16 protein-coding genes are annotated in these 20,987 nt (G+C 31.9%); all 16 read left to right on the top strand.

Annotated features, from left to right (window positions below; all coding sequences use genetic code 11):
• The first annotated feature begins 215 nt into the window (after positions 1 to 215).
• Positions 216 to 1,424, top strand: a complete 1,209-nt coding sequence (locus ABF633_RS05880) for a S41 family peptidase (protein ID WP_415522735.1) — start codon at positions 216 to 218, stop codon at positions 1,422 to 1,424.
• 172 nt (positions 1,425 to 1,596) lie between these two features.
• Positions 1,597 to 2,919 (top strand): PDZ domain-containing protein, encoded by a 1,323-nt coding sequence (locus ABF633_RS05875; RefSeq protein WP_415522717.1) that lies wholly within the window; start codon positions 1,597 to 1,599, stop codon positions 2,917 to 2,919.
• A 230-nt stretch (positions 2,920 to 3,149) separates the two neighbouring features.
• On the top strand, positions 3,150 to 5,171 hold the full coding sequence (uvrB, locus tag ABF633_RS05870; RefSeq protein ID WP_415522716.1) for an excinuclease ABC subunit UvrB: 2,022 nt from the start codon (positions 3,150 to 3,152) through the stop codon (positions 5,169 to 5,171).
• A gap of 34 nt (positions 5,172 to 5,205) precedes the next feature.
• Positions 5,206 to 8,028: an excinuclease ABC subunit UvrA gene (uvrA, locus tag ABF633_RS05865; RefSeq protein WP_415522715.1), complete on the top strand. Its 2,823-nt coding sequence runs from the start codon at positions 5,206 to 5,208 to the stop codon at positions 8,026 to 8,028.
• A 67-nt stretch (positions 8,029 to 8,095) separates the two neighbouring features.
• Positions 8,096 to 8,572, top strand: a complete 477-nt coding sequence (locus ABF633_RS05860; protein WP_415522714.1) for an FHA domain-containing protein — start codon at positions 8,096 to 8,098, stop codon at positions 8,570 to 8,572.
• 7 nt (positions 8,573 to 8,579) lie between these two features.
• Positions 8,580 to 9,794 carry an FtsW/RodA/SpoVE family cell cycle protein gene (locus ABF633_RS05855; RefSeq protein WP_415522713.1) on the top strand — a complete coding sequence of 405 codons (1,215 nt, stop codon included), beginning with the start codon at positions 8,580 to 8,582 and terminating at the stop codon, positions 9,792 to 9,794.
• Positions 9,787 to 11,241 carry a peptidoglycan D,D-transpeptidase FtsI family protein gene (locus tag ABF633_RS05850; protein WP_415522712.1) on the top strand — a complete coding sequence of 485 codons (1,455 nt, stop codon included), beginning with the start codon at positions 9,787 to 9,789 and terminating at the stop codon, positions 11,239 to 11,241. Before ABF633_RS05855 ends, ABF633_RS05850 begins: the two co-directional genes overlap by 8 nt.
• 85 nt (positions 11,242 to 11,326) lie before the next feature.
• Complete coding sequence (locus ABF633_RS05845; protein ID WP_415522711.1) at positions 11,327 to 11,938, top strand: metal-dependent hydrolase; 612 nt, start codon at positions 11,327 to 11,329, stop codon at positions 11,936 to 11,938.
• A gap of 11 nt (positions 11,939 to 11,949) precedes the next feature.
• Positions 11,950 to 13,815, top strand: a complete 1,866-nt coding sequence (gene uvrC, locus ABF633_RS05840) for an excinuclease ABC subunit UvrC (RefSeq protein WP_415522710.1) — start codon at positions 11,950 to 11,952, stop codon at positions 13,813 to 13,815.
• A gap of 158 nt (positions 13,816 to 13,973) precedes the next feature.
• A complete protein-coding gene (gene murB / locus ABF633_RS05835; protein ID WP_415522709.1) occupies positions 13,974 to 14,906 on the top strand; it encodes a UDP-N-acetylmuramate dehydrogenase in 933 nt (310 codons plus the stop codon).
• Between the two features lie 33 nt (positions 14,907 to 14,939).
• Positions 14,940 to 15,860 (top strand): ketopantoate reductase family protein, encoded by a 921-nt coding sequence (locus ABF633_RS05830; RefSeq protein WP_415522708.1) that lies wholly within the window; start codon positions 14,940 to 14,942, stop codon positions 15,858 to 15,860.
• A 291-nt stretch (positions 15,861 to 16,151) separates the two neighbouring features.
• Complete coding sequence (gene rapZ, locus ABF633_RS05825) at positions 16,152 to 17,036, top strand: RNase adapter RapZ (RefSeq protein ID WP_415522707.1); 885 nt, start codon at positions 16,152 to 16,154, stop codon at positions 17,034 to 17,036.
• Positions 17,033 to 18,400 (top strand): gluconeogenesis factor YvcK family protein, encoded by a 1,368-nt coding sequence (locus ABF633_RS05820; protein ID WP_415522706.1) that lies wholly within the window; start codon positions 17,033 to 17,035, stop codon positions 18,398 to 18,400. The genes rapZ and ABF633_RS05820 overlap by 4 nt, the downstream gene beginning before the upstream one ends.
• Positions 18,401 to 18,407: 7 nt before the next feature.
• Positions 18,408 to 19,361, top strand: coding sequence for a DNA-binding protein WhiA (gene whiA, locus ABF633_RS05815; RefSeq protein ID WP_415522705.1), 954 nt, complete (start codon positions 18,408 to 18,410; stop codon positions 19,359 to 19,361).
• Positions 19,362 to 19,367: 6 nt separating this feature from the next.
• Positions 19,368 to 20,675 carry a DRTGG domain-containing protein gene (locus ABF633_RS05810; RefSeq protein ID WP_415522704.1) on the top strand — a complete coding sequence of 436 codons (1,308 nt, stop codon included), beginning with the start codon at positions 19,368 to 19,370 and terminating at the stop codon, positions 20,673 to 20,675.
• Positions 20,676 to 20,694: 19 nt separating this feature from the next.
• Positions 20,695 to 20,979, top strand: coding sequence for a Dabb family protein (locus ABF633_RS05805; RefSeq protein ID WP_415522703.1), 285 nt, complete (start codon positions 20,695 to 20,697; stop codon positions 20,977 to 20,979).
• The last annotated feature ends 8 nt before the right edge of the window (positions 20,980 to 20,987 follow it).

Genomic DNA, 20,987 nt, shown 5'->3' with positions numbered 1-20,987 from the left:
GAAAATTAAATATATAATTTTGGCATGCAGAGGTCGGTTTATTATTGCATGCCAATTTATTTTTATCATTATATTTTAATAAAATTTTCATTTGTTTGAAATATTCTTGAATTTTAAAAAGAATTTTGCAATTTATTTTTTTATAGTGTTATAATTAATTCATATTTACATAAATAATAAGAGAGTACTAGCAAATGAAGGAGTGAATATTGTTGATAAATAATAAAAGAAAATGGGTAATATGTACTGTGGCCATATTGATAATAACAAATATACTGGCCTTTAGCATTGGAAATAGAGTTTCTTTAAGCTTACCTAATGGAAATGTAGAGATAAGCAAAGCCGATTTAAATGAAGTGTTAAAATTTCAAAAATTGTTTGCAGTGAGAGATCAATTATACAAGTATTATGATGGTAAAATTGATGATAATGCATTGGTAAGTGGTGCTATTAAGGGTATGACTAATGCACTTAATGATCCTTATACAGTATTTATGGATGCCAATGAAACTAAATCATTTAATACCCAAATTCAAGGTCAAGAGTATGTGGGAATTGGTATTCAGGTAGAAAATAGGGATAATAAAGTAACAGTTAATGCTGTGTTCGATGCTTCCCCAGCAGAAAAAGCTGGTATAAAGGCAGGGGATGCTATAGTTAAGATAGATGGAACAGCCATTGCTGGAGCAGATCTTAATAAGGCGGTTTCTATGATGAAGGGTAAGGAGAATACAAACGTAACTCTAACTATAGCAAGAACTGGAAGAGAAAATTTTGATGTTGTTGCTCAAAGAAAAAAGATTGCCTATAATACAGTCACTGGACAGATGCTTTCAAATAATATTGGATACATAGATATATCTATGTTTGATGAAAATACTGGAGAAAATTTTGATAAGAAATTACAGGAACTTAAGGCTGCTGGTATGAAAGGTTTAATTTTAGATTTAAGAGATAATGGTGGCGGAGTTTTAGATGATTGTTTAAAAGTTGCATCAAACTTTATAGATAAGGGAAAGACTGTAGTCTATACTGTGGATAAAAATAATAAAAAACAAATTTACAAATCAGAGGGTGGAAATACTGTGGGTATTCCACTGGTAGTACTTACAAATGGCAATACTGCCAGTGCGTCGGAAATATTTTCTGGTGCAATAAAAGACTATAAAGCGGGTACATTAATTGGTGAAAAGACTTTTGGTAAGGGTGTAGTTCAAACTACATTTAACACTGGAGATAATACTCAATTAAAAGTGACAATATCAAAGTGGTATACTCCATTAAATGAAAATATAAATCATAGTGGATTTCAGCCTGATATTGAAGTTAAGTATCCACAGGATCTAGTAAATAAGCCTTATGATAGGAATTCAGATCCACAATTTCAAAAGGCACTGGAAGTAATCAATAGTAAAGTTAAGTAATTTATCTGAGATAATTCATCTAAACTTAGTGGGAGTTTGTATTCCCACTAAGTTTAGATGAATTGATATAAATAAGATAAAATAATGACTTCAGATGCTATCATTTTCATCTGAAGTCAATGTGATATAGTCACAGGGTAAAGTAGTTTGGTGAGAGGGGAATTTTATTTTCATGGATATTGCATTATATGTACTTAGATCTATTTCACAGGTGATAATTACACCACCATACGTTTTTATACTTCTTATGTTGGGGTTTATACTATACACAAGGAATAAAAAAACTATTATGATGCAGAAGATGATAATAGGTGAAAAAATAAACTCATCTTTTGAATTAACTATATCCCAGATAGTACTTGGTATATTTGCAGGTACTGTGGCCAGTTTGATAATTTCTTATCTGGGGATAGTATTTATTAGTGAAGCAACTATAGCGTTATTGTTTATGATATCTATCATACTGATGGTATTTGGAAATAGATTTATATGTTTTTCATATTCTGCTGGAATACTGTCATTAATAAGTGTTGGTATACAGTTTATAGAATCGGTCTATCATATAAGTATACCTCAATTTGATTTCTTAAAGGTTGATGTGGTAATGATAATTTCCCTTGTGGCTGTATTACATATGATAGAAGGAGTACTTGTAATTATAGATGGAGATAGAGGAACCATACCTGTATTTACTAATAAAAATAATACTATTATAGGAGGTTTTGCCCTTAAGAGATATTGGGTAATACCTGTAGCGTTAATGTTTATTATGAGTAATCAGAATATTTCAGGTGGAACTGAAGCAGCTATACCAACCTGGTGGCCCGCGATTAGATCCTTCAGCTATAATTTAATAAAGGACGCTGTTATTGGATTCTTTGCCTTCTATGGTGTTATGGGATATAACTCCATAACTTTTACAAAGACTAGAAAAGAAAAAGTAATATCATCAGGAATGGGAATATCAATTTATGGTGTTGTGCTGCTGTTAGTTTCACAATTTGGAAAAATAAATTTAGGAGCTGAATTTTTAGTGGCTATTTTTGCACCATTAGCTCATGAAATAATGCTTAAAATTCAAGATTATATAGAAGCAAAAGGGAAGCCCAAATATGTAAGTACAGATGATGGACTTATGGTATTAGAAGTGGCCCCTTTTTCCCCAGCTTTTGAAATGGGAATTAAAAGCGGCGATGTATTGGTGGAAGTAAATGATAAGAAGATAGTAAGCGAACAGGATATGCTGGAGGCTTTAAATAATGTATCTACATTTATATGGCTTAAGATAAAAACTGTTCAAGGAAAATTGGAGCAGGTAAATTATAATAAGATGAACAAAAGTAAAAGATTAGGTATAGTTTTTGTTCCAAGGATGATTCCAAAGGATAGTGTAGTTATGAAGTTTGATAGAAGTTCCTTTCAAGATACTTTGGAAAAAGTTAAGAAGGAAAAAGAAGATAAAGAAGATAAAGAAGATAAAGAAGATAGAAAATAATCATAGGGGAGGTTTTGCTCCCATTAATTTTATATAATTTTAATTTCAAATAGTAAGAAATGGCGAACTAATAAATGGAAAAATTTGCACCCCAAGGGTGTAGATTTTTCCAATTTTAATTCGCAATCTTTAAATATTACGAATTAAAGTAATTTCATATAAATAATTTGACAATATTATATTGAAAGTGTAAAATTATTATGCGAACAAACGTTCAATGGAGGTTATATATGAGTGAATTTAAGATACATTCAAAATTTAAGCCTACTGGAGATCAACCAGCTGCTATAGATAAATTGGTAGATGGAATTAAAACAGGTAATAAATTTCAAACTCTTCTTGGGGTTACAGGTTCAGGAAAAACTTTTACTATGGCTAACATAATCGAAAGGCTGCAAAAACCAACATTAGTTTTAGCACACAATAAAACTCTAGCAGCACAATTATGTTCTGAATTTAGAGAGTTTTTTCCAGATAGTGCAGTTGAATATTTTGTATCCTACTATGACTACTATCAGCCGGAAGCCTATGTTCCTCAAACAGACACTTACATAGAAAAAGATGCATCTATAAATGATGAAATAGATAAACTTAGGCATTCCGCTACATCTGCTCTTTTTGAAAGAAAAGATGTGGTGATTGTAGCTTCAGTTTCCTGCATCTATGGACTAGGTAATCCTGATGAATATAAAAAATTATCTATTTCCCTAAGGGAAGGCATGGAAAAAGACAGGGATCAGGTATTAAAAAAGCTTATAGAAATTCAATATGAGAGAAATGAGATAAATTTTATCAGAGGAACATTTAGGGTGAGAGGAGACACCTTAGATATTTTCCCAGCCTCATCCACAAACAAGGGTATACGAGTAGAATTTTTTGGAGATGAAATTGATAAGATAAAAGAATTTGATGTGTTAACTGGAAATATAATAGGCACATTAAAACATGCAGTTATTTTCCCTGCATCTCACTTTGCTACTTCAAGAGATAGATTGGAAATAGCTATAAATAAAATAGAGCTTGAACTTGAAAAAAGACTCAAAGAACTTACCGCAGAAGATAAGCTTTTAGAAGCACAAAGACTCAAGCAGAGAACAAATTTTGATATAGAAATGATGAGAGAAGTTGGGTACTGTACTGGTATTGAAAATTATTCCAGAATTATGGATGGTAGAGCAGCGGGAGAACCACCTAAGACTCTTATAGACTATTTTCCAGAGGATTTCTTACTTTTTATTGATGAGAGTCATGTAACACTTCCACAGGTTAAAGCCATGTATGGTGGTGATAGGTCAAGAAAAAATACTTTGGTGGACTATGGATTCAGACTTCCTTCTGCTTTTGATAATAGGCCGCTTAAGTTTGAAGAATTTGAAAAAAAATTTCATGATATAGTTTTTGTAAGTGCTACACCAGCGAAATACGAATTGGAGCATTCAACTAATATAGCAGAACAGATAATAAGACCTACTGGATTACTAGATCCCGAAATAATTGTACTTCCTGTTAAAGGTCAGATAGATGATTTATATACAAAGATAAATGAAACCATAGATAGAGGCTTTAGAATATTAGTTACTACCTTGACTAAAAAAATGGCCGAGGACCTAACAGATTATTTAAAGGGAATGAATATTAAAACTAGATATATGCACTCTGACATAGATACTATAGAGAGAATGAAAATAATTCAAGGACTTAGAAAAAAAGAATTTGATGTTTTAGTTGGAATAAATCTTCTAAGAGAAGGCCTTGATATACCAGAGGTGGCTTTAGTAGCTATATTAGATGCAGATAAAGAAGGGTTTTTAAGATCAGAGACATCACTTATTCAGACTATAGGAAGAGCAGCCAGGAATTCTGAAAGCAAGGTTATAATGTATGCAGATACCATAACACGATCTATGGATAAAGCTATAAGTGAAACTAATAGAAGAAGAACTATTCAGATTCAATATAATACAGACAATGGAATTACACCTACTACTGTAAAAAAAGATATAAGAGATATATTGGAAATATCTAAAGTTGCAGAAGAAAAAGCTGAATATAATAGTTTAGAAGAAGCAGTAAGTGCAAATAATGAAAATATAGAGAAACTTATGAATAAGTACGAAGAAGAAATGAAGCAGGCGGCCAAGGATCTTCAGTTTGAGAGAGCTGCAGAGCTTAGAGATATAATTTTAGGATTGAAAAAGAAACTGAAGAAAAATGAAAACAATGTGAAAAGAACTAATAAATTAAAAGGTTAGTACTTTTTCATTACTGAATAAGGAGTTGAATACTTTGCAGGATAAAATAGTTATTAAAGGTGCTAAGGTAAATAATTTGAAGAATGTAGATCTTACAATACCTAGAGATAAATTTGTTGTGTTTACGGGACTATCAGGATCGGGAAAATCTTCACTGGCCTTCGATACACTTTATGCAGAAGGACAAAGGCGATACGTGGAATCTCTATCTTCCTATGCAAGACAATTTTTAGGGCAAATGGATAAGCCTGATGTGGAATATATCGAGGGACTTTCTCCTGCTATATCTATTGATCAGAAGACGACAGGTAGGAATCCTAGATCTACAGTTGGAACGGTTACAGAAATATACGACTATTTAAGGCTCCTTTATTCTAAAATAGGTACACCTCATTGTCCTAAATGTGGTAAGGAAATAAAACAGCAAACTATTGACCAAATGGTAGATAAGATTTTAGAGTTGCCTGAAAAGACAAAAATACAAATATTAGCTCCTGTAATAAGTGGAAGAAAAGGTGAGCATGCAAAGGTATTTGAGAATATTAAAAAGAATGGCTTTGTAAGAGTGAGAGTTGATGGAGAGATTCAGGAAATTGAGGGCGAAGACATCAAATTGGAAAAAAATAAAAAGCATTACATAGATGCTATAGTGGATAGAATTGTAGTCAAAGAAGGAATAGAGGGAAGACTCACAGATTCTTTGGAAACGGCCTTAAAGCTTGCGGAGGGTATGGTAATAGTAAATGTAGTGGGTGAAGAGGATATGCTTTTTAGTGAAAACTTTGCCTGTGCAGATTGTGGAATCAGTATTGGGGAACTTGCTCCTAGAATGTTTTCCTTCAATTCACCCTTTGGAAAATGTGATAGATGTGATGGTCTTGGAACGCTTATGGAGATTGATGAAGATTTAGTTATACCAGATAGGGAGAAAAGTATAGCAGAAGGTGCTATAGCTCCTTGGGGTGAGGGGAGATTAAAAGAAGACTCATGGACTTACAGCATTCTCACAGCCCTTCAGAAAAAATATAATTTCAGCATTGATACGCCTATAAAAGACTTAGATCCTAAGATAGTGGACATTATACTTCATGGAATCAAAGGTGAAAAACTTGTGGTTTATTACAATAAAGATGATCAGAATATGCAGTTTAATCATCAATATGAAGGCATTGTAAATGAACTTAGAAGAAGATATATGGAAAGTGGTTCTGATTATATAAAAGGTGAAATAGAAAATTATATGAGTGACAATCCATGTCCAAAATGTAAAGGAGCCAGACTTAAGCCAGAAGTATTGGCAGTTACTGTAGGTGGTAAAAACATATTTGAATTTTGTAGTTTGCCAATTAGGGATGAACTTGCTTTTATAAATAATATTGAATTAAGTGAAAAAGATAAAATAATAAGCAGTCAGATAGTAAAAGAAATACAGAGTAGGTTGAAATTTTTAATTGATGTAGGTTTAGATTATTTAAATCTTACAAGAGCCGCTAGAACACTTTCAGGGGGAGAATCTCAGAGAATCAGGCTTGCAACTCAAATAGGATCAAGTCTTGTGGGGGTTCTATATATACTTGATGAACCTAGTATTGGACTTCATCAAAGGGATAATGATAAATTAATAGCAACTATGAAGCATTTAAGAGATATAGGAAATACTCTTGTAGTAGTTGAGCATGACGAAGATACTATAAGGGAGGCAGATTTCATAGTTGATGTAGGACCTGGGGCTGGTGAGCATGGTGGAGAAATAGTTGCAGCTGGTACTTTGGATGAAATTAAAAAATGTAAAAAATCTGTAACGGGACAGTATCTTATTGGAGATAAAAAAATAGATGTGCCACAAAAAAGAAGAAAACATAATGAAAACTTTATTAAAGTAATTGGTGCTAAAGAAAATAATCTGAAAAATGTTAAAGTTGATTTTCCAATAGGAGTATTTACTTGTGTAACTGGTGTTTCTGGTTCAGGAAAGAGTACTCTTGTAAATGAAATATTGTTTAAAGGGCTTAATAAAAAGATAAATAATAGTAAAGCCAATCCTGGAAAGCATAAGGAAATACAAGGTATAGAAAATATTGATAAAATAATAGATATAAATCAAAGTCCTATTGGAAGAACACCAAGATCTAATCCGGCTACATATACCGGTGTGTTTGACATAATAAGAGAATTGTTTTCTGTAACTAATGATGCTAAAATGAGAGGCTACAAACCTGGAAGATTTAGCTTTAATGTTAAAGGTGGAAGGTGTGAAGCCTGTAAGGGTGATGGAATTATAAAAATCGAAATGCAGTTCCTCTCAGATGTATATGTTCCCTGCGAAGTGTGTAAGGGAAAAAGGTATAATAGAGAAACTCTAGAGATAAAATATAAGAATAAGAATATAGATGATGTACTTAATATGACTGTAGAAGAAGCTGTAAAATTCTTCGAAAATATACCTAGAATTAAGAATAAATTAGAAACTTTGATGGATGTTGGACTGGGATATATAAGACTTGGTCAGCCTTCAACACAGCTTTCCGGAGGGGAAGCTCAAAGAATAAAGCTTGCCTATGAACTTTCAAAGAGAAGCACAGGAAAAACTCTTTATATATTAGATGAACCTACCACAGGACTTCACATAGATGATGTAAATAGACTTATTGAAATACTTCAAAGACTTGTGGATGCTGGAAACACTGTTGTGGTCATAGAGCATAATTTAGATGTAATAAAATGTGCAGATTATATTATTGACCTGGGACCAGAGGGTGGAGAAAAAGGTGGAAATATATTGTGCACAGGTACTCCGGAAGAGATAGTAAAAAATAATTTATCTTATACAGGACAATATTTAAAAAAAATGCTATAATTGTACTAGGACTAGCATGAATAATTATGCTGGTCCTTTATATTACAACTGCAAGAAGGTGAAGTGTTTGTTACTAAATAATTTATACTTAGGAGCATTATTAGACAGCTCAGGTCTTAGTAAATTAAGTTTAATTTTTAAAATAATAATTATTGCAATAATATACTTAATAATTGCTTTTGCACTCAGGATAATGTATAAGGATATGAAAAATGGTGATAAGAAGCAGGTAAAAAGTAAAAAGACCTTTGGATTAGAAGTTATAGATGGCGGAATGAGCAATATGATGAGAAAGGGTTCAGTAATACCAATAAATAGGGAAGTCACCATTGGAAGAAAAGAGGATAATACAGTTGTTCTTTCAGAAGAGTATATTTCGGGACATCATGCTAGAATTTACCTAAAAAATAATAATTACATATTGGAAGATTTGAAAAGTACTAATGGTACAAAAATAAATGGAGAAAAGGTATATGAAAAAGTATATATTCGTTCAGGAGATAGAATAGAAATAGGAACTATTGTATTTAAGGTAATAGGATAGGTGAGTTATGGATAGTATAAAAGAAGAAAAAAGATTACTTAGAGTCACATATCTTTTTTGTATAGTAAGTTTTTTTAATTTGTTTTTAATAAAAACTCCTTTTGATAAATCAGCCATAATCATAGGCGCAGTTATATGCGTACTTATGGGTTATGCCAATTTTATAGTAAGAAAGTTTTTTCCAGATGGTGATAAATATGTTCTTATCTTTGCCTGTATACTTTCTAGTATAGGTATGGTAATGATATATAGATTAAAACCTACGGATGCCATAAAGCAAATTATATTTTTTGTAATAGGTATAGTATGCTTTATTTTAATAGTAGTGCTATTACCAGAACTAAAAAAATACGTAAAATTCAGATATGTATATCTTGTTTTAACACTGATATTTATATCTATGCCTACTTTTATAGGAGCAGCTGATGTGAATGGTTCACAGAACTGGGTTCATTTTCACGGATTTAGTTTTCAACCATCGGAGTTTGCTAAATTATTTTTAATTGCCTATTTAGCATCAGCTTTTAGTAAGTATAAGAATTTTAAACAACTTATTGAACCAGCATTTGTAGTTATGGTTTCACTTGGCTTTATGGTACTGCAAAAGGATCTTGGTTCAGCTCTTATATTCTTCGCTATGTCTGTAACTATGCTGTATATTTGTACCGCTAAATTAAAGTATGTAATAATTTGCTTGCTGTTATTTGTAGTGGGGGCTTTTATAAGTTATAAACTGTTTGGACATGTCAGACTTAGAGTTATGATATGGCAAAATCCTTGGCCATATAAAACAGATCAAAGCTATCAGGTCGTACAATCAATGTACTCAATAGCTTGGGGTGGATTATTTGGAACCGGTTTGGGACTTGGATATCCAGGCTTTGTTCCTATAAATGATTCAGATTTTATATTTGCCTCCATAAGTGAAGAAATGGGAGTACTTATGGGATTTGCCATAATGATTTTATACTTTTTGCTCTTTTATAGATGTATGAGGGCAGCCTTATTTACAGAAGATAAATTTTCAAGGCTTTTAGCTGTAGGGTATAGTGCAATGATAGGAGCTCAGGTATTAGTAATAGTGGGAGGAGTTACGAATATGATTCCACTTACCGGTATTACGCTGCCTTTAGTAAGCTATGGAGGAACTTCTATGATTATCACCTTTATGGCACTGGGAATACTGCAAAAGATTTCTGAAGGAGGAGATAGAAGTGAATGATATTTCAATTGGAATAAAGAAAGTATTGTTTGTTTTTCTATTATTGTTTGTAGTTGTTATATCATATGTTGCTTACTTTGAAATATATGTGGCTCCTAAAATTGTTAATAATACGGATAATAAAAGACTTTGGGCTAAGAGAAATGAAGTTCTGAGAGGAACTATCTATGATAGAAATAAAGTTGCCCTTACAAAAAGTTCAAGAGTCAATACTTTAACTCAAAATAGGGAATATACTGGTGGGGCTGTATTTGCACATGTATTAGGTTATGTTAATCCAAACTATGGTATAACTGGTCTTGAGGCCAAATATGATCAGTATCTTATGGGTGCTAATGATTTAAGTATTAGTCAGTACTTACAGGAGCTTATAGCTAATAAAGGTTCAATGAAACCAGAAGATAAAAAGGGCGATGATCTTATAACCACCTTGGACAGCAATGTGCAAAAACAGGCTTATAATTTGCTGGAAAATAGCGGTAAAAGAGGTGCAGTGGTAGCACTTAATCCTAAAACAGGCGAAATATTGGCTATGGTATCAGCACCCTCCTTTGATCCAAACGATAGTGCATTGACAAAGGAGTGGAAATCAATAAATAGTGATAAAAATAGACCACTGTTAAATAGAGCTGTATCTGGTCTATATCCGCCTGGATCTACCTTTAAGACAGTTACTGCTATAAGTGCATTGGAAAATATTAATGGTGTTATGAATCAAACATTTAATGATACTGGAGGACTTAGATTTAATTCAAAGTATGTACTTAGTAATTTTGACGGAGAAGTATTAGGAAACATAAGTTTCAAAGATGCCTATGTACATTCCAGTAATCAGGTATTTGGAACTTTAGGTTTAAATTTAGGTAATAATAAATTAAAAAAGACTGCAGAAGATTTTTATTTCAATAAGGATATACCTAGTGATGGTATTGTTATAGATAAAAGTAGATTTCCTACCTATGCTTCTAATGAACAGGGAAACATTGCACAAAGTGCTATAGGTCAGAGTCAAGATCTTGCTACTCCAATGCAGATGGCACTAATAGCAAGTACTATAGCAAATAATGGAGTAATGATGAAACCACATCTTGTCAATTCTGTTATATCCAGCACAGGGAACACTATAATGACCTATAATCCTGAAAGTATAGGAACTATTACTACGCCGCAAGTAGCAGCCACTATGAAGGAGTTTATGAGAGGTGTTGTAACAGATGGTACAGGGGTGAATGCAGATATAAGTGGACTAAATGTTTGTGGAAAAACTGGTACAGCAGATCATCAAGATGAGGGAAGTAATGCAAACCCACATTCATGGTTTATTGGCTTTGCTCCAATGGAAAATCCTAAGATTGCAGTAGCTGTAATAGTTGAAGATGGAGGTCAGGGTGGTATTCAGGCGGCTAAAATAGCAGCTGGAGTTATAAAGACATCACTTTTAAAATAGATAAATAACATAGGGCATCCTTAAATAACTAACTAGCATTATTTAACCGTTATTTACTTATGGTGCTTAAACAAAGGAGAAATACATGACGGGAAAGACTCATGCAGGAGTGGGAGCAGCTGTGGGAATTGCATTGAGCAGTGAGATACCTGGCAAACTAAGTATAATGGCTATAGTGGTTGTAATTATTTCCGCGCTTTTGCCAGATATAGATCATCCTAAGAGCATATTTAATAGATATATATTGCCAGTAAAAAGTAAATTAGTAAAAATAATTGTATATGGAAGTATAGGACTGGCATTGATAATGTTCAATACATTTTATATAAATATACCTGAACTTACGGTGACTGGAATAGTACTGGTTATTGTTGCATTTTCATCTCATAGGACAGGATTTACACATAGCATTTTAGGTATGATAATATTAGCATTTATAGCAAATTATATGAGTTCAAGATACAATAATATATATTTAGTGTATTATTTTATTGTAGGATATAGCAGTCATATTATAGGTGATATGTTTACTAACAGAGGTGTTCCTCTGTTTTATCCTTTAAAGAATAAAAATATAAAATTTCCCTTTACATTTAGAGTTGGTTCAAGTAATGGAAAGTTTATTGAAGACTTTATAATTATTATTTCAGTTTTATATATAGTTTATAGGTTACCAATGCTTTTGAAACTAAAATAGGGGGTAAACCAATGTTTGATTTCAGTTATCAGTTAAAGCTTTTGCCTGATAAACCAGGAGTTTATCTCATGAAAAACTCTTTAGGTGAAGTTATATACGTAGGAAAGGCTAAAATTCTAAAAAATAGAGTTAGACAGTATTTTCAAAGTTCAAAAAATCATTCTGAAAAAGTAAAGGCTATGGTAAAAAATATAGCTGAATTTGAATATATTGTTACAGACTCTGAAATAGAAGCTTTGATTTTGGAATGTAATCTTATAAAGAAATACAAGCCAAGATATAATATTTTACTTAAGGATGATAAGCACTATCCATTTATAAAAATAACTACCAATGAAGATTTTCCAAGAATATTTGTAACAAGGATTATTGCAAAGGATGGATCAAAATATTTTGGACCCTATGTAGATGTTTCAGCAGTATACGAAACTATGGAACTTATAAAAAAGATATTTCCCATAAGAACCTGCAAAAGAGTCATAAAGGAGAATGGTGATATCACAAGACCTTGTCTAAATTATCATATAAATTTGTGCACTGCTCCTTGTGCAGGATTTATAAATAAAGAAGACTACGGTAAAACTGTAGGAGAGATTATTAATATTTTAAATGGTAAGGATAGCATAGTGGTCAGGCAACTTAAAGTTGATATGGAGAAGGCTTCAGAAGAACTGGAATTTGAGAAAGCAGCTGCTTTAAGAGATAAGATTGCTGCTCTAGAGAAAATAAGGGAAAAACAAAAAATAATGACAGGAAGTTTTGAAAATGAGGATTTCATAAATCTGGACAGTGATGAAAAGGACAGCTGTGTAAATATATTTTTTATAAGAAATGGGAAAATAGTCGGGAGAGAGCATTTTATGCTTGAAAATACCTCTGGTGAAAATAAGGCGGTAATTGTTTCACAGTTTATTAAAGAGTTCTATGGTGGAACGGCTTTTGTACCCAAAACTATATATGTACCAGAAATATTGGAAACAGAATTGTTAGAACAGTGGCTTACTATGAAAAGGGGATCAAAGGTAGAACTTAGAATTCCACAAAAAGGTGATAAAAAGAATCTGCTGGAGATGGTAAAGAAAAATGCTACTGCTACTCTAGATCAATTCAAGTTAAAGATAATGCAGGATAAAGCACTACATAAAGAAATTTTAAAGGACTTAGCGCATATATTAAATCTTGAAGACTTACCTCATAGAATTGAAGCTTATGATATTTCTAATATTCAAGGAGTTGATTCTGTTGGTTCCATGATAGTGTTTGAAAATGGAAAAGCAAAAAATAGTGACTATAGACGATTTAAAATTAAAACAGTTAAGGGTGCCAATGATTATGATAGTATGAGAGAAATTCTTACCAGAAGATTTAAAAGAGGCTTGGATGAAGTTAAAGCTATAGAAGAGAAAAATTTAGCATTAAGTGCAGGTAAATTTTGTGTTTTTCCTGATCTTATACTTATGGATGGTGGACTTGGACAAATCAATATAGCTTTAGAGGTTTTAAGAAATTTAAATATTGATATACCTGTTTGTGGTATGGTTAAGGATGATAAACACAATACAAGAGGAATCATATATAATAATGAAGAATTATACTTAAAGAAAAGCTCTAATGTAATGCATTTTATCACAAGGATACAAGATGAAGTCCACAGATTTGCTATAAGCTACCATAGAAGTCTTAGAGATAAAAGGATTCTTCATTCAATATTAGAGGATATACCAAACATAGGAGCCAAGAGGAGAAAGGAACTTCTAAAAAAATTTGGCAGTATTGACAATATAAAGAAGGCTTCTTATAAGGAGCTAGTAGGTACTGACTCAATTGACACGAAGGCAGCAAATAGCATATTAGACTATTTTAATAAATCAAAATAGTTGAAATCATCGTAAAAGGTCTAAAAAAGTATAATTTTAAGTTAAATTAAATAATAAATTGTTTAGAAAATAATGCAAATTTAAAGATTTTATTCTTGATTACAATGGAAGTATAGATTATACTAATCTTTATATGAATATTTTTGAGGAGATTCAATATGAAGCATTTTAATGATTTTTTGATTAAACTACGAAGGATAATAGATGAAAAAAACATAGAACTTAATGCTAAAATGAAAGAACATACTTCATTTAAAGTAGGCGGTCCTGTAGATGTACTTGTTACCCCTATTGATTATAATGAAATAATTAATATAATAAAATTATGTAAGGATTATAAGGTTCCTTTTTATATAATAGGCAATGGGTCCAATTTATTAGTCAAAGATGGTGGTATTAGGGGCGTCGTAATCAAACTTACAAAATTAGATAAAATTACTGTGGATGGTGAAAAAATAAATGCCCAAGGGGGCGCTACTATAGCAGAAACAAGTAGAGTGGCTAGAGATGCAAGTCTTACTGGACTAGAATTCGCCTGCGGAATTCCAGGAAGCATAGGTGGGGCTTTGGCTATGAATGCAGGTGCTTATGATGGAGAAATGTCTATGGTTGTAGAAAGTTCATTAGTATTGGATGGACATGGAAATTTTTTACGACTTAATAAAGAACAGTTGGAACTTCAATATAGAATGAGTGCTATATTAAAAAATAATTATGTAGTTTTAGAAGTTACATTTCAGCTTAAAAAAGGTGATTATGAAAAAATTAAAAATAGAATAGATGAACTTATGCAAAGAAGAAGAGAAAAGCAGCCTTTGGAGTATCCATCTGCGGGAAGTACCTTTAAAAGACCAACTGGGTATTTTGCAGGAAAACTCATTCAGGATAGTGGGTTAAAAGGAAAATCAGTAGGAGATGCTGAAGTATCAGTGAAGCATTCTGGGTTCATAATAAATAAAGGTAATGCTAAGGCAAGAGATATACTTGATTTAATAGAAATAGTACAGAATACTGTTAAAGAAAAATTTAATGTAGAACTTCACCCGGAAGTAAGAATAATTGGGGAAGAGGAAGATGAAAAAAACAATTAAATTTTTGCAATTAATAGGCTGGGAGGTTGTATCATGGGGAAAATAAAAAACATATCATTGATAGGATTAGGAGCTATTGGCTGCGCTTATGGCAGCAAGCTATATGACATGGATCCTGAGGCTGTAAAAATTATAGCAGGTGGTGAAAGGGTAAAAAGATATAGAGAAGATGGATTTTTTATTAATGGTAAAAAATACAATTTTCAATATGTAACCCCAGAAGAGAAGTGCCAACCAGCAGATTTGATTATAATAACTGTAAAGTCAAATCAGTTACATAAGGCTATAGAAGATATTAAAAACCATGTGGGTGAAAATACTATTATTCTATCATTATTAAATGGAATTACCAGTGAAGAGATAATTGGCAGCACCTTTGGCATGGACAAAATATTATATTCACTATGTGTGGCAATTGATGCTAATCGTGATGGAAATAATATTAATTTCTCCAGCTATGGAAATATAACCTTTGGTGAAAAAAATAATACTAATTATTCACAAAGAGTTGTGGCAGTAAAAGAGCTTTTTGAAAAGGCTGGGATACCTTATGTAATTCCGGAAGATATGCTTCACGCTCTATGGTGGAAATTTATGATTAATGTTAGTATAAATCAATGTTCAGCAGTATTAAAGGCTAAATATGGTGTTTTTCAAAGCAATACTGAAGCAAGAAATCTTATGGATTCAGCAATGATGGAAGTAGTAAAATTATCTGAGAAAACAGGTGTAAATTTAAATAATGATGATATTAAAAAGTGGTATGAAGTATTATATAATATGAATCCAAATAGCAGGACTTCAATGCTTCAGGATATTGAAAGCGGAAGGAAAACAGAAGTAGATATATTTGCAGGTACGGTATGTGAACTTGGAAATAAATACAAAGTGGATACCCCTGTAAATAGAACATTATATAATATAATAAAGGTAATTGAAAATAAAGAAAATTAATTGAAGGGTTGTTCTTAATATAAAAACTTTAAGAATAACCTTTATTTTTATTTGAAAATAACCTTTATGGCTATGGAAGTGTTACGGTAGGTGATGGTAAGGAAAATAATAAGTCAATGATGCTTAAATTTTAAAATATAGAATTTTCATGGTTAGCAGGTTTATGTTATAATTATAAGGCTATTATAATATTTTTATTTTATAAAAATAGATTAGAAAGGCAGGTGAAAATCCTGATTTATTAATATCGAATAAACTCTATTTAATTTAATATAAATAAATCAGGCCTTTATGAGATTTGTAATTGTTACAGGATTATCAGGAGCGGGGAAAACTCATGCAATAAGAAGTTTAGAAGATTTGGGATATTTTTGTGTAGATAATTTACCACCTACCCTAATATCAAAGTTTGCAGAAGCCTGCTTTCAAGCGGAAGGGAAAATAGATAGAATTGCATTAGTTATAGATATAAGAGGTGGAGAATTCTTTCATGATTTATTTGACAATCTTAGTAAGCTTGAAGATGCAGGATATAAGTATGAGATATTATTTTTAGATGCCAGTGACGAAGTACTTGTAAAAAGATATAAGGAGTCAAGAAGAAAACATCCTCTTGCACCTCAGGGAAGAGTAATAACAGGTATTGAACTGGAACGATTAAAATTAAAACAAGTAAGAAATAGGGCAAATAATGTTATAGATACCTCTAATCTTACCACTCGAGAATTACGGGAAAAAATAACTCAAATATACGAGCAGGAAGGACAAATGGAGACTCAACTCATTGTAACAGTATTGTCTTTTGGATTTAAATATGGAATACCTGTGGATTCAGATTTGGTTTTTGATGTAAGATTTTTACCAAACCCATTTTACATACCAGATTTAAAAAATTTCTCGGGAAATGATAAGCAGGTAAGTGATTATGTACTTAGTTTTGAGGAAACAAGAGTATTTATTGATAAACTTTCTGATATGCTTGAATATTTAATTCCACATTATTTAAAAGAGGGAAAAAGACAACTTATAGTTTCCATTGGTTGTACTGGTGGGAGGCATAGATCTGTTACTATAGCAAATTCTATTTATGAAAAGTTAAAGACCGCTAATTATAACGTTAATGTAGATCACCGAGATATCAACGAAGATGTGAATAAAGGTGGTAAAAAACTATGAAACTGATAGATTGGATTAGACCTGGCATTAAGGTTAAAAGATGGGTAATGCTTGGAATTATGGGTATTATGCTTATTACCTTTGGCTTAGCTGAAATTATCAATAAAAGCAGATTCTATAGCAAGCAATATTCAGCTTATTATGTTTTTTTAGTAATAAGCGGGGCTTTTATACTTTATATGTCAGTGACTCAGGGAATGAAATCTATTATTGCATTGATAAACAAGGGATATTTAAATGTATCCTTAGATTCAAGAAAACTTGGAAATCTCATATATGAAAAAAGATTACTTGTAAAAGGACCTAAAATTGTTGCAATAGGTGGCGGCACAGGACTTTCTACCATGCTTAGAGGATTAAAATATTATACCTCTAATATAACTGCTATTGTTACAGTGGCGGATGATGGAGGTGGATCAGGAGATTTGAGAGAAGATCTTGGTATGCTTCCACCTGGGGATATAAGAAACTGCATTTTAGCCCTATCAGATACCGAACCTTTAATGGAAGAACTTTTACAATATAGGTTTAAAGATGGCAGGCTTAAAAACCAAAGCTTTGGTAATTTATTTCTTGCAGCTATGGATGGATTATCAAGTAATTTTGAAGAGGCAGTAAGAAAAATGAGCTCTGTATTGGCGGTAACTGGTAAGGTGGTGCCTGTAACCTTAGAAAATGTAACTTTAAAGGCAGAACTAAAAAATGGTGTTATAGTGGAAGGTGAATCAAATATACCTGAAGCTGTAAAACAATATGAAAGTGCCATTGAGAGAATATTTATAAACCCTGAAGATGTAAGCGCATTGAAGGAGGCAATTGAAGCTATAACAGAAGCCGATGCAATAATACTGGGACCGGGAAGCCTTTATACCAGTGTAATTCCAAATCTTTTGGTGAAGGACATATCTTCTGCACTTCAGAAAACAAAAGCCTTGAAGCTATATGTTTCCAATATAATGACACAGCCGGGGGAAACGGATGGATATTCTGTTTCCGATCATATAAAAGCTATATATAAGCATGGAGGAGAAGGCATAGTGGATTATACAGTTATAAATACTGAAAAAATAGATGAAGTGTTTCAGGATAAATATCTTGAAAAGACTTCAGAATTAGTTAATATTGATGAAGATGCATTAAAAAAAATGGGAGTAGGGACAGTTAAAGGAAAATTCATAAAGATTAAGAACGGATATGTTAGACATGATTCAGATAGATTAGCGGATATATTAGTTGAAACAATTATGGATAAAAAATTATTCTATGATAGAAAGAAAATTATTGAATACTTCTATTTATCTGAGAGGTTAAAAGAAAACAAAGCATCTCAAAAAAATAATAAATCAAAAATAAATGGGGAGTAGAATATATATGTCGTTTTCATCCAAGGTAAAAAGCGAGATTTGCAGGTTTACCGATTTTTCAAAAAAAGAAGCTGTAGCAGAATTATCAGCTATAATGAAAGCAAGTGGCACACTTTCATTGATAGGAAATAAAAAAATAAGTTTTAGGATTATTACAGAAAACCCTGCAATAGCAAGACTGATATTTAAGTTGTTAAAAGATCATTTTAATATACATACAAAGCTTATGGTGAAAAGGAGTAATTCTTTAAAGAAGAACAATGTATATATAGTTCATATAAGTGAGGAAATGGGCGTAAGGAATATTTTAAAAGAAGTATGTGTATTAAAGGAATTTAATGGTATTATATCATTAGATTATAGTATTCCAAAGAGAATAGTGGAAGAAGAGGAATGTAAAAAATTATATATTAGAGGGGCCTTTTTAGGCGGAGGGAGCATTAGCAATCCTGAAAAGACCTATCACTTAGAATTCGTTACTCATAATGAAGAATACTCAAAGGAACTTAGTAAGATAATTAATGACTTTGGTTTAAATTCTAAAGTTATACAGAGAAAAAGTAGTTTTGTAGTATATGTAAAAGAGGGAGAGCAAATAGTAGATTTATTGAATATAATTGGTGCTCACAGCAGTCTCTTGGAGCTTGAAAATATAAGAATAATGAAAGAAATGAGAAATAATGTAAATAGACTTGTTAATTGTGAAACTGCCAATCTTAGTAAAACTGTTAATGCAGCAGTGAGGCAGGTGGAAAGCATAAAGCTCATTCAAAGAGAAATTGGACTTTCAAGACTTCCTAAGAATCTCAAGGAGATAGCAGAAATTAGATTGAATTTTCCAGATGAGTCACTTAAGGAATTAGGTCAAATGCTTGATCCACCTGTGGGAAAATCGGGAGTTAATCATAGACTTAGAAGAATTGAAAAAATTGCAGGAGAACTCAGAAGAGAGGGAAGATAAAAATTTATGTCGAAACATCAAGATATTATAAATTACGTGCTTTCACTTAAATCAGGTACTAAAATATCTGTTAGAAGTATAGCAAATGAACTTTCAGTTAGTGAAGGAACTGCTTATAGGGCAATTAAAGAATGCGATTCTATGGGAATTGTTACTACTATACCAAGAGTTGGCACAATTAAGATTGATAAGGTAGAGAAAAAAAGTATTGAGACTTTAACCTATGCAGAAGTTGTAAATATAGTTGAAGGTACAATACTTGGAGGAAAAAATGGTATTTATAAAACTCTGGATAAATTCTTAATAGGTGCAATGACCTATGATGCTGCAAAAAAATATATTAGTCCCGAGTCACTTATAATTGTAGGTAACAGAGAAGATATTCAAAGTCTTGCACTTATGAACAATTGCGCCGTTTTAATAGCAGGAAGCTTTGGATGTACAGAAACCATAAAGCAGCTTGCAAACGAAAAAGAACTTCCAGTAATATCCTCATCCTATGATAGCTTTACTATAGCTACTATGATTAATAAGGCTATATCAGAAAGCCTTATTAAAAAAGATATTATTTTAGTAGAGGACATTATGGAATCAGAAGTAAATTATATGAACGTAGATGATACTGTAGGAAGCTGGAGAGAGCGATTAAGAACTACTAAACGTGATAAATATTTAATACTTGATCGTAATAAGAAAATAGTAGGTGTAATTACTCTTAAGGACATAGATATAGACATAGAAAATGATGAAGTTATAAGCAAGTTTATGAATAAGGATATAATGACTGTTGCTCCAAAAACTACAGTGGCCTATACAGCTCATATTATGGGCTGGGGTGGTGTAGAGTTAGCTCTGGTAATGGAAGATAGGAAATTAGTTGGTATTGTAGATAGAGAAGATGTTATTAAGGCACTGCAGTATGCATTGAGGCAGCCACAGGTAGGAGAAACTCTTGAAGATATTATACTTAAAAATTTTCAATATGAGTATAATGCTATAGGAAAAATGCATTTTAATGGAAAGATAATAGCTGAAATGTTAGATGTTATAGGAACAGCCTCCTGGAGTTCTTTAAATATGCTATTGTCTACTATGGGAATTATGACCTTGAGGCAGAAAAATAATATAAATGTTTCTGTGGACAGTATTACTACTTATTTTATGAAGCCAGTTCAAATGGATAGTGTTATTGATGTATATACTGAAATAATAGATTTGGGAAGAAGTTTTTCTAAAGTACAGGTAGATATGTTTGATTGCAATAAAGAATTAATTTCCAAACTCATGTTATCTGCTAAAGTACTTAAAAAATAAATAAGGAGGAATTTATATTATGTTTACACATATTGTATTTTTTAAATTAAAAGATAGATCTAATATTGAAAAGGGTAAGGAGTTACTTCTTTCGCTGGATGGGAAAATACCATTCTTAAGGGAAATTAAAGTTGGGGAAGATGTAGTTCATTCAGAGAGATCCTATGATATAGCACTAATTACTAAGTTTGATTCTAGAGAAGATATGGATAAATATCAGGTTCATCCAGCACATGTTAATGATGTGGTGAAATATTTAAGGCCTATGCTAGAAGGATCTGCTTCTGTTGATTTTGAAGAGTAGAGGGGAAT

Origin of the sequence: Clostridium sp., from assembly GCF_047718555.1 — a bacterium.
Taxonomy (GTDB): Bacteria; Bacillota; Clostridia; order Clostridiales; family Clostridiaceae; genus Clostridium_I.
This window is presented reverse-complemented; position numbering and strand designations above follow the sequence as displayed.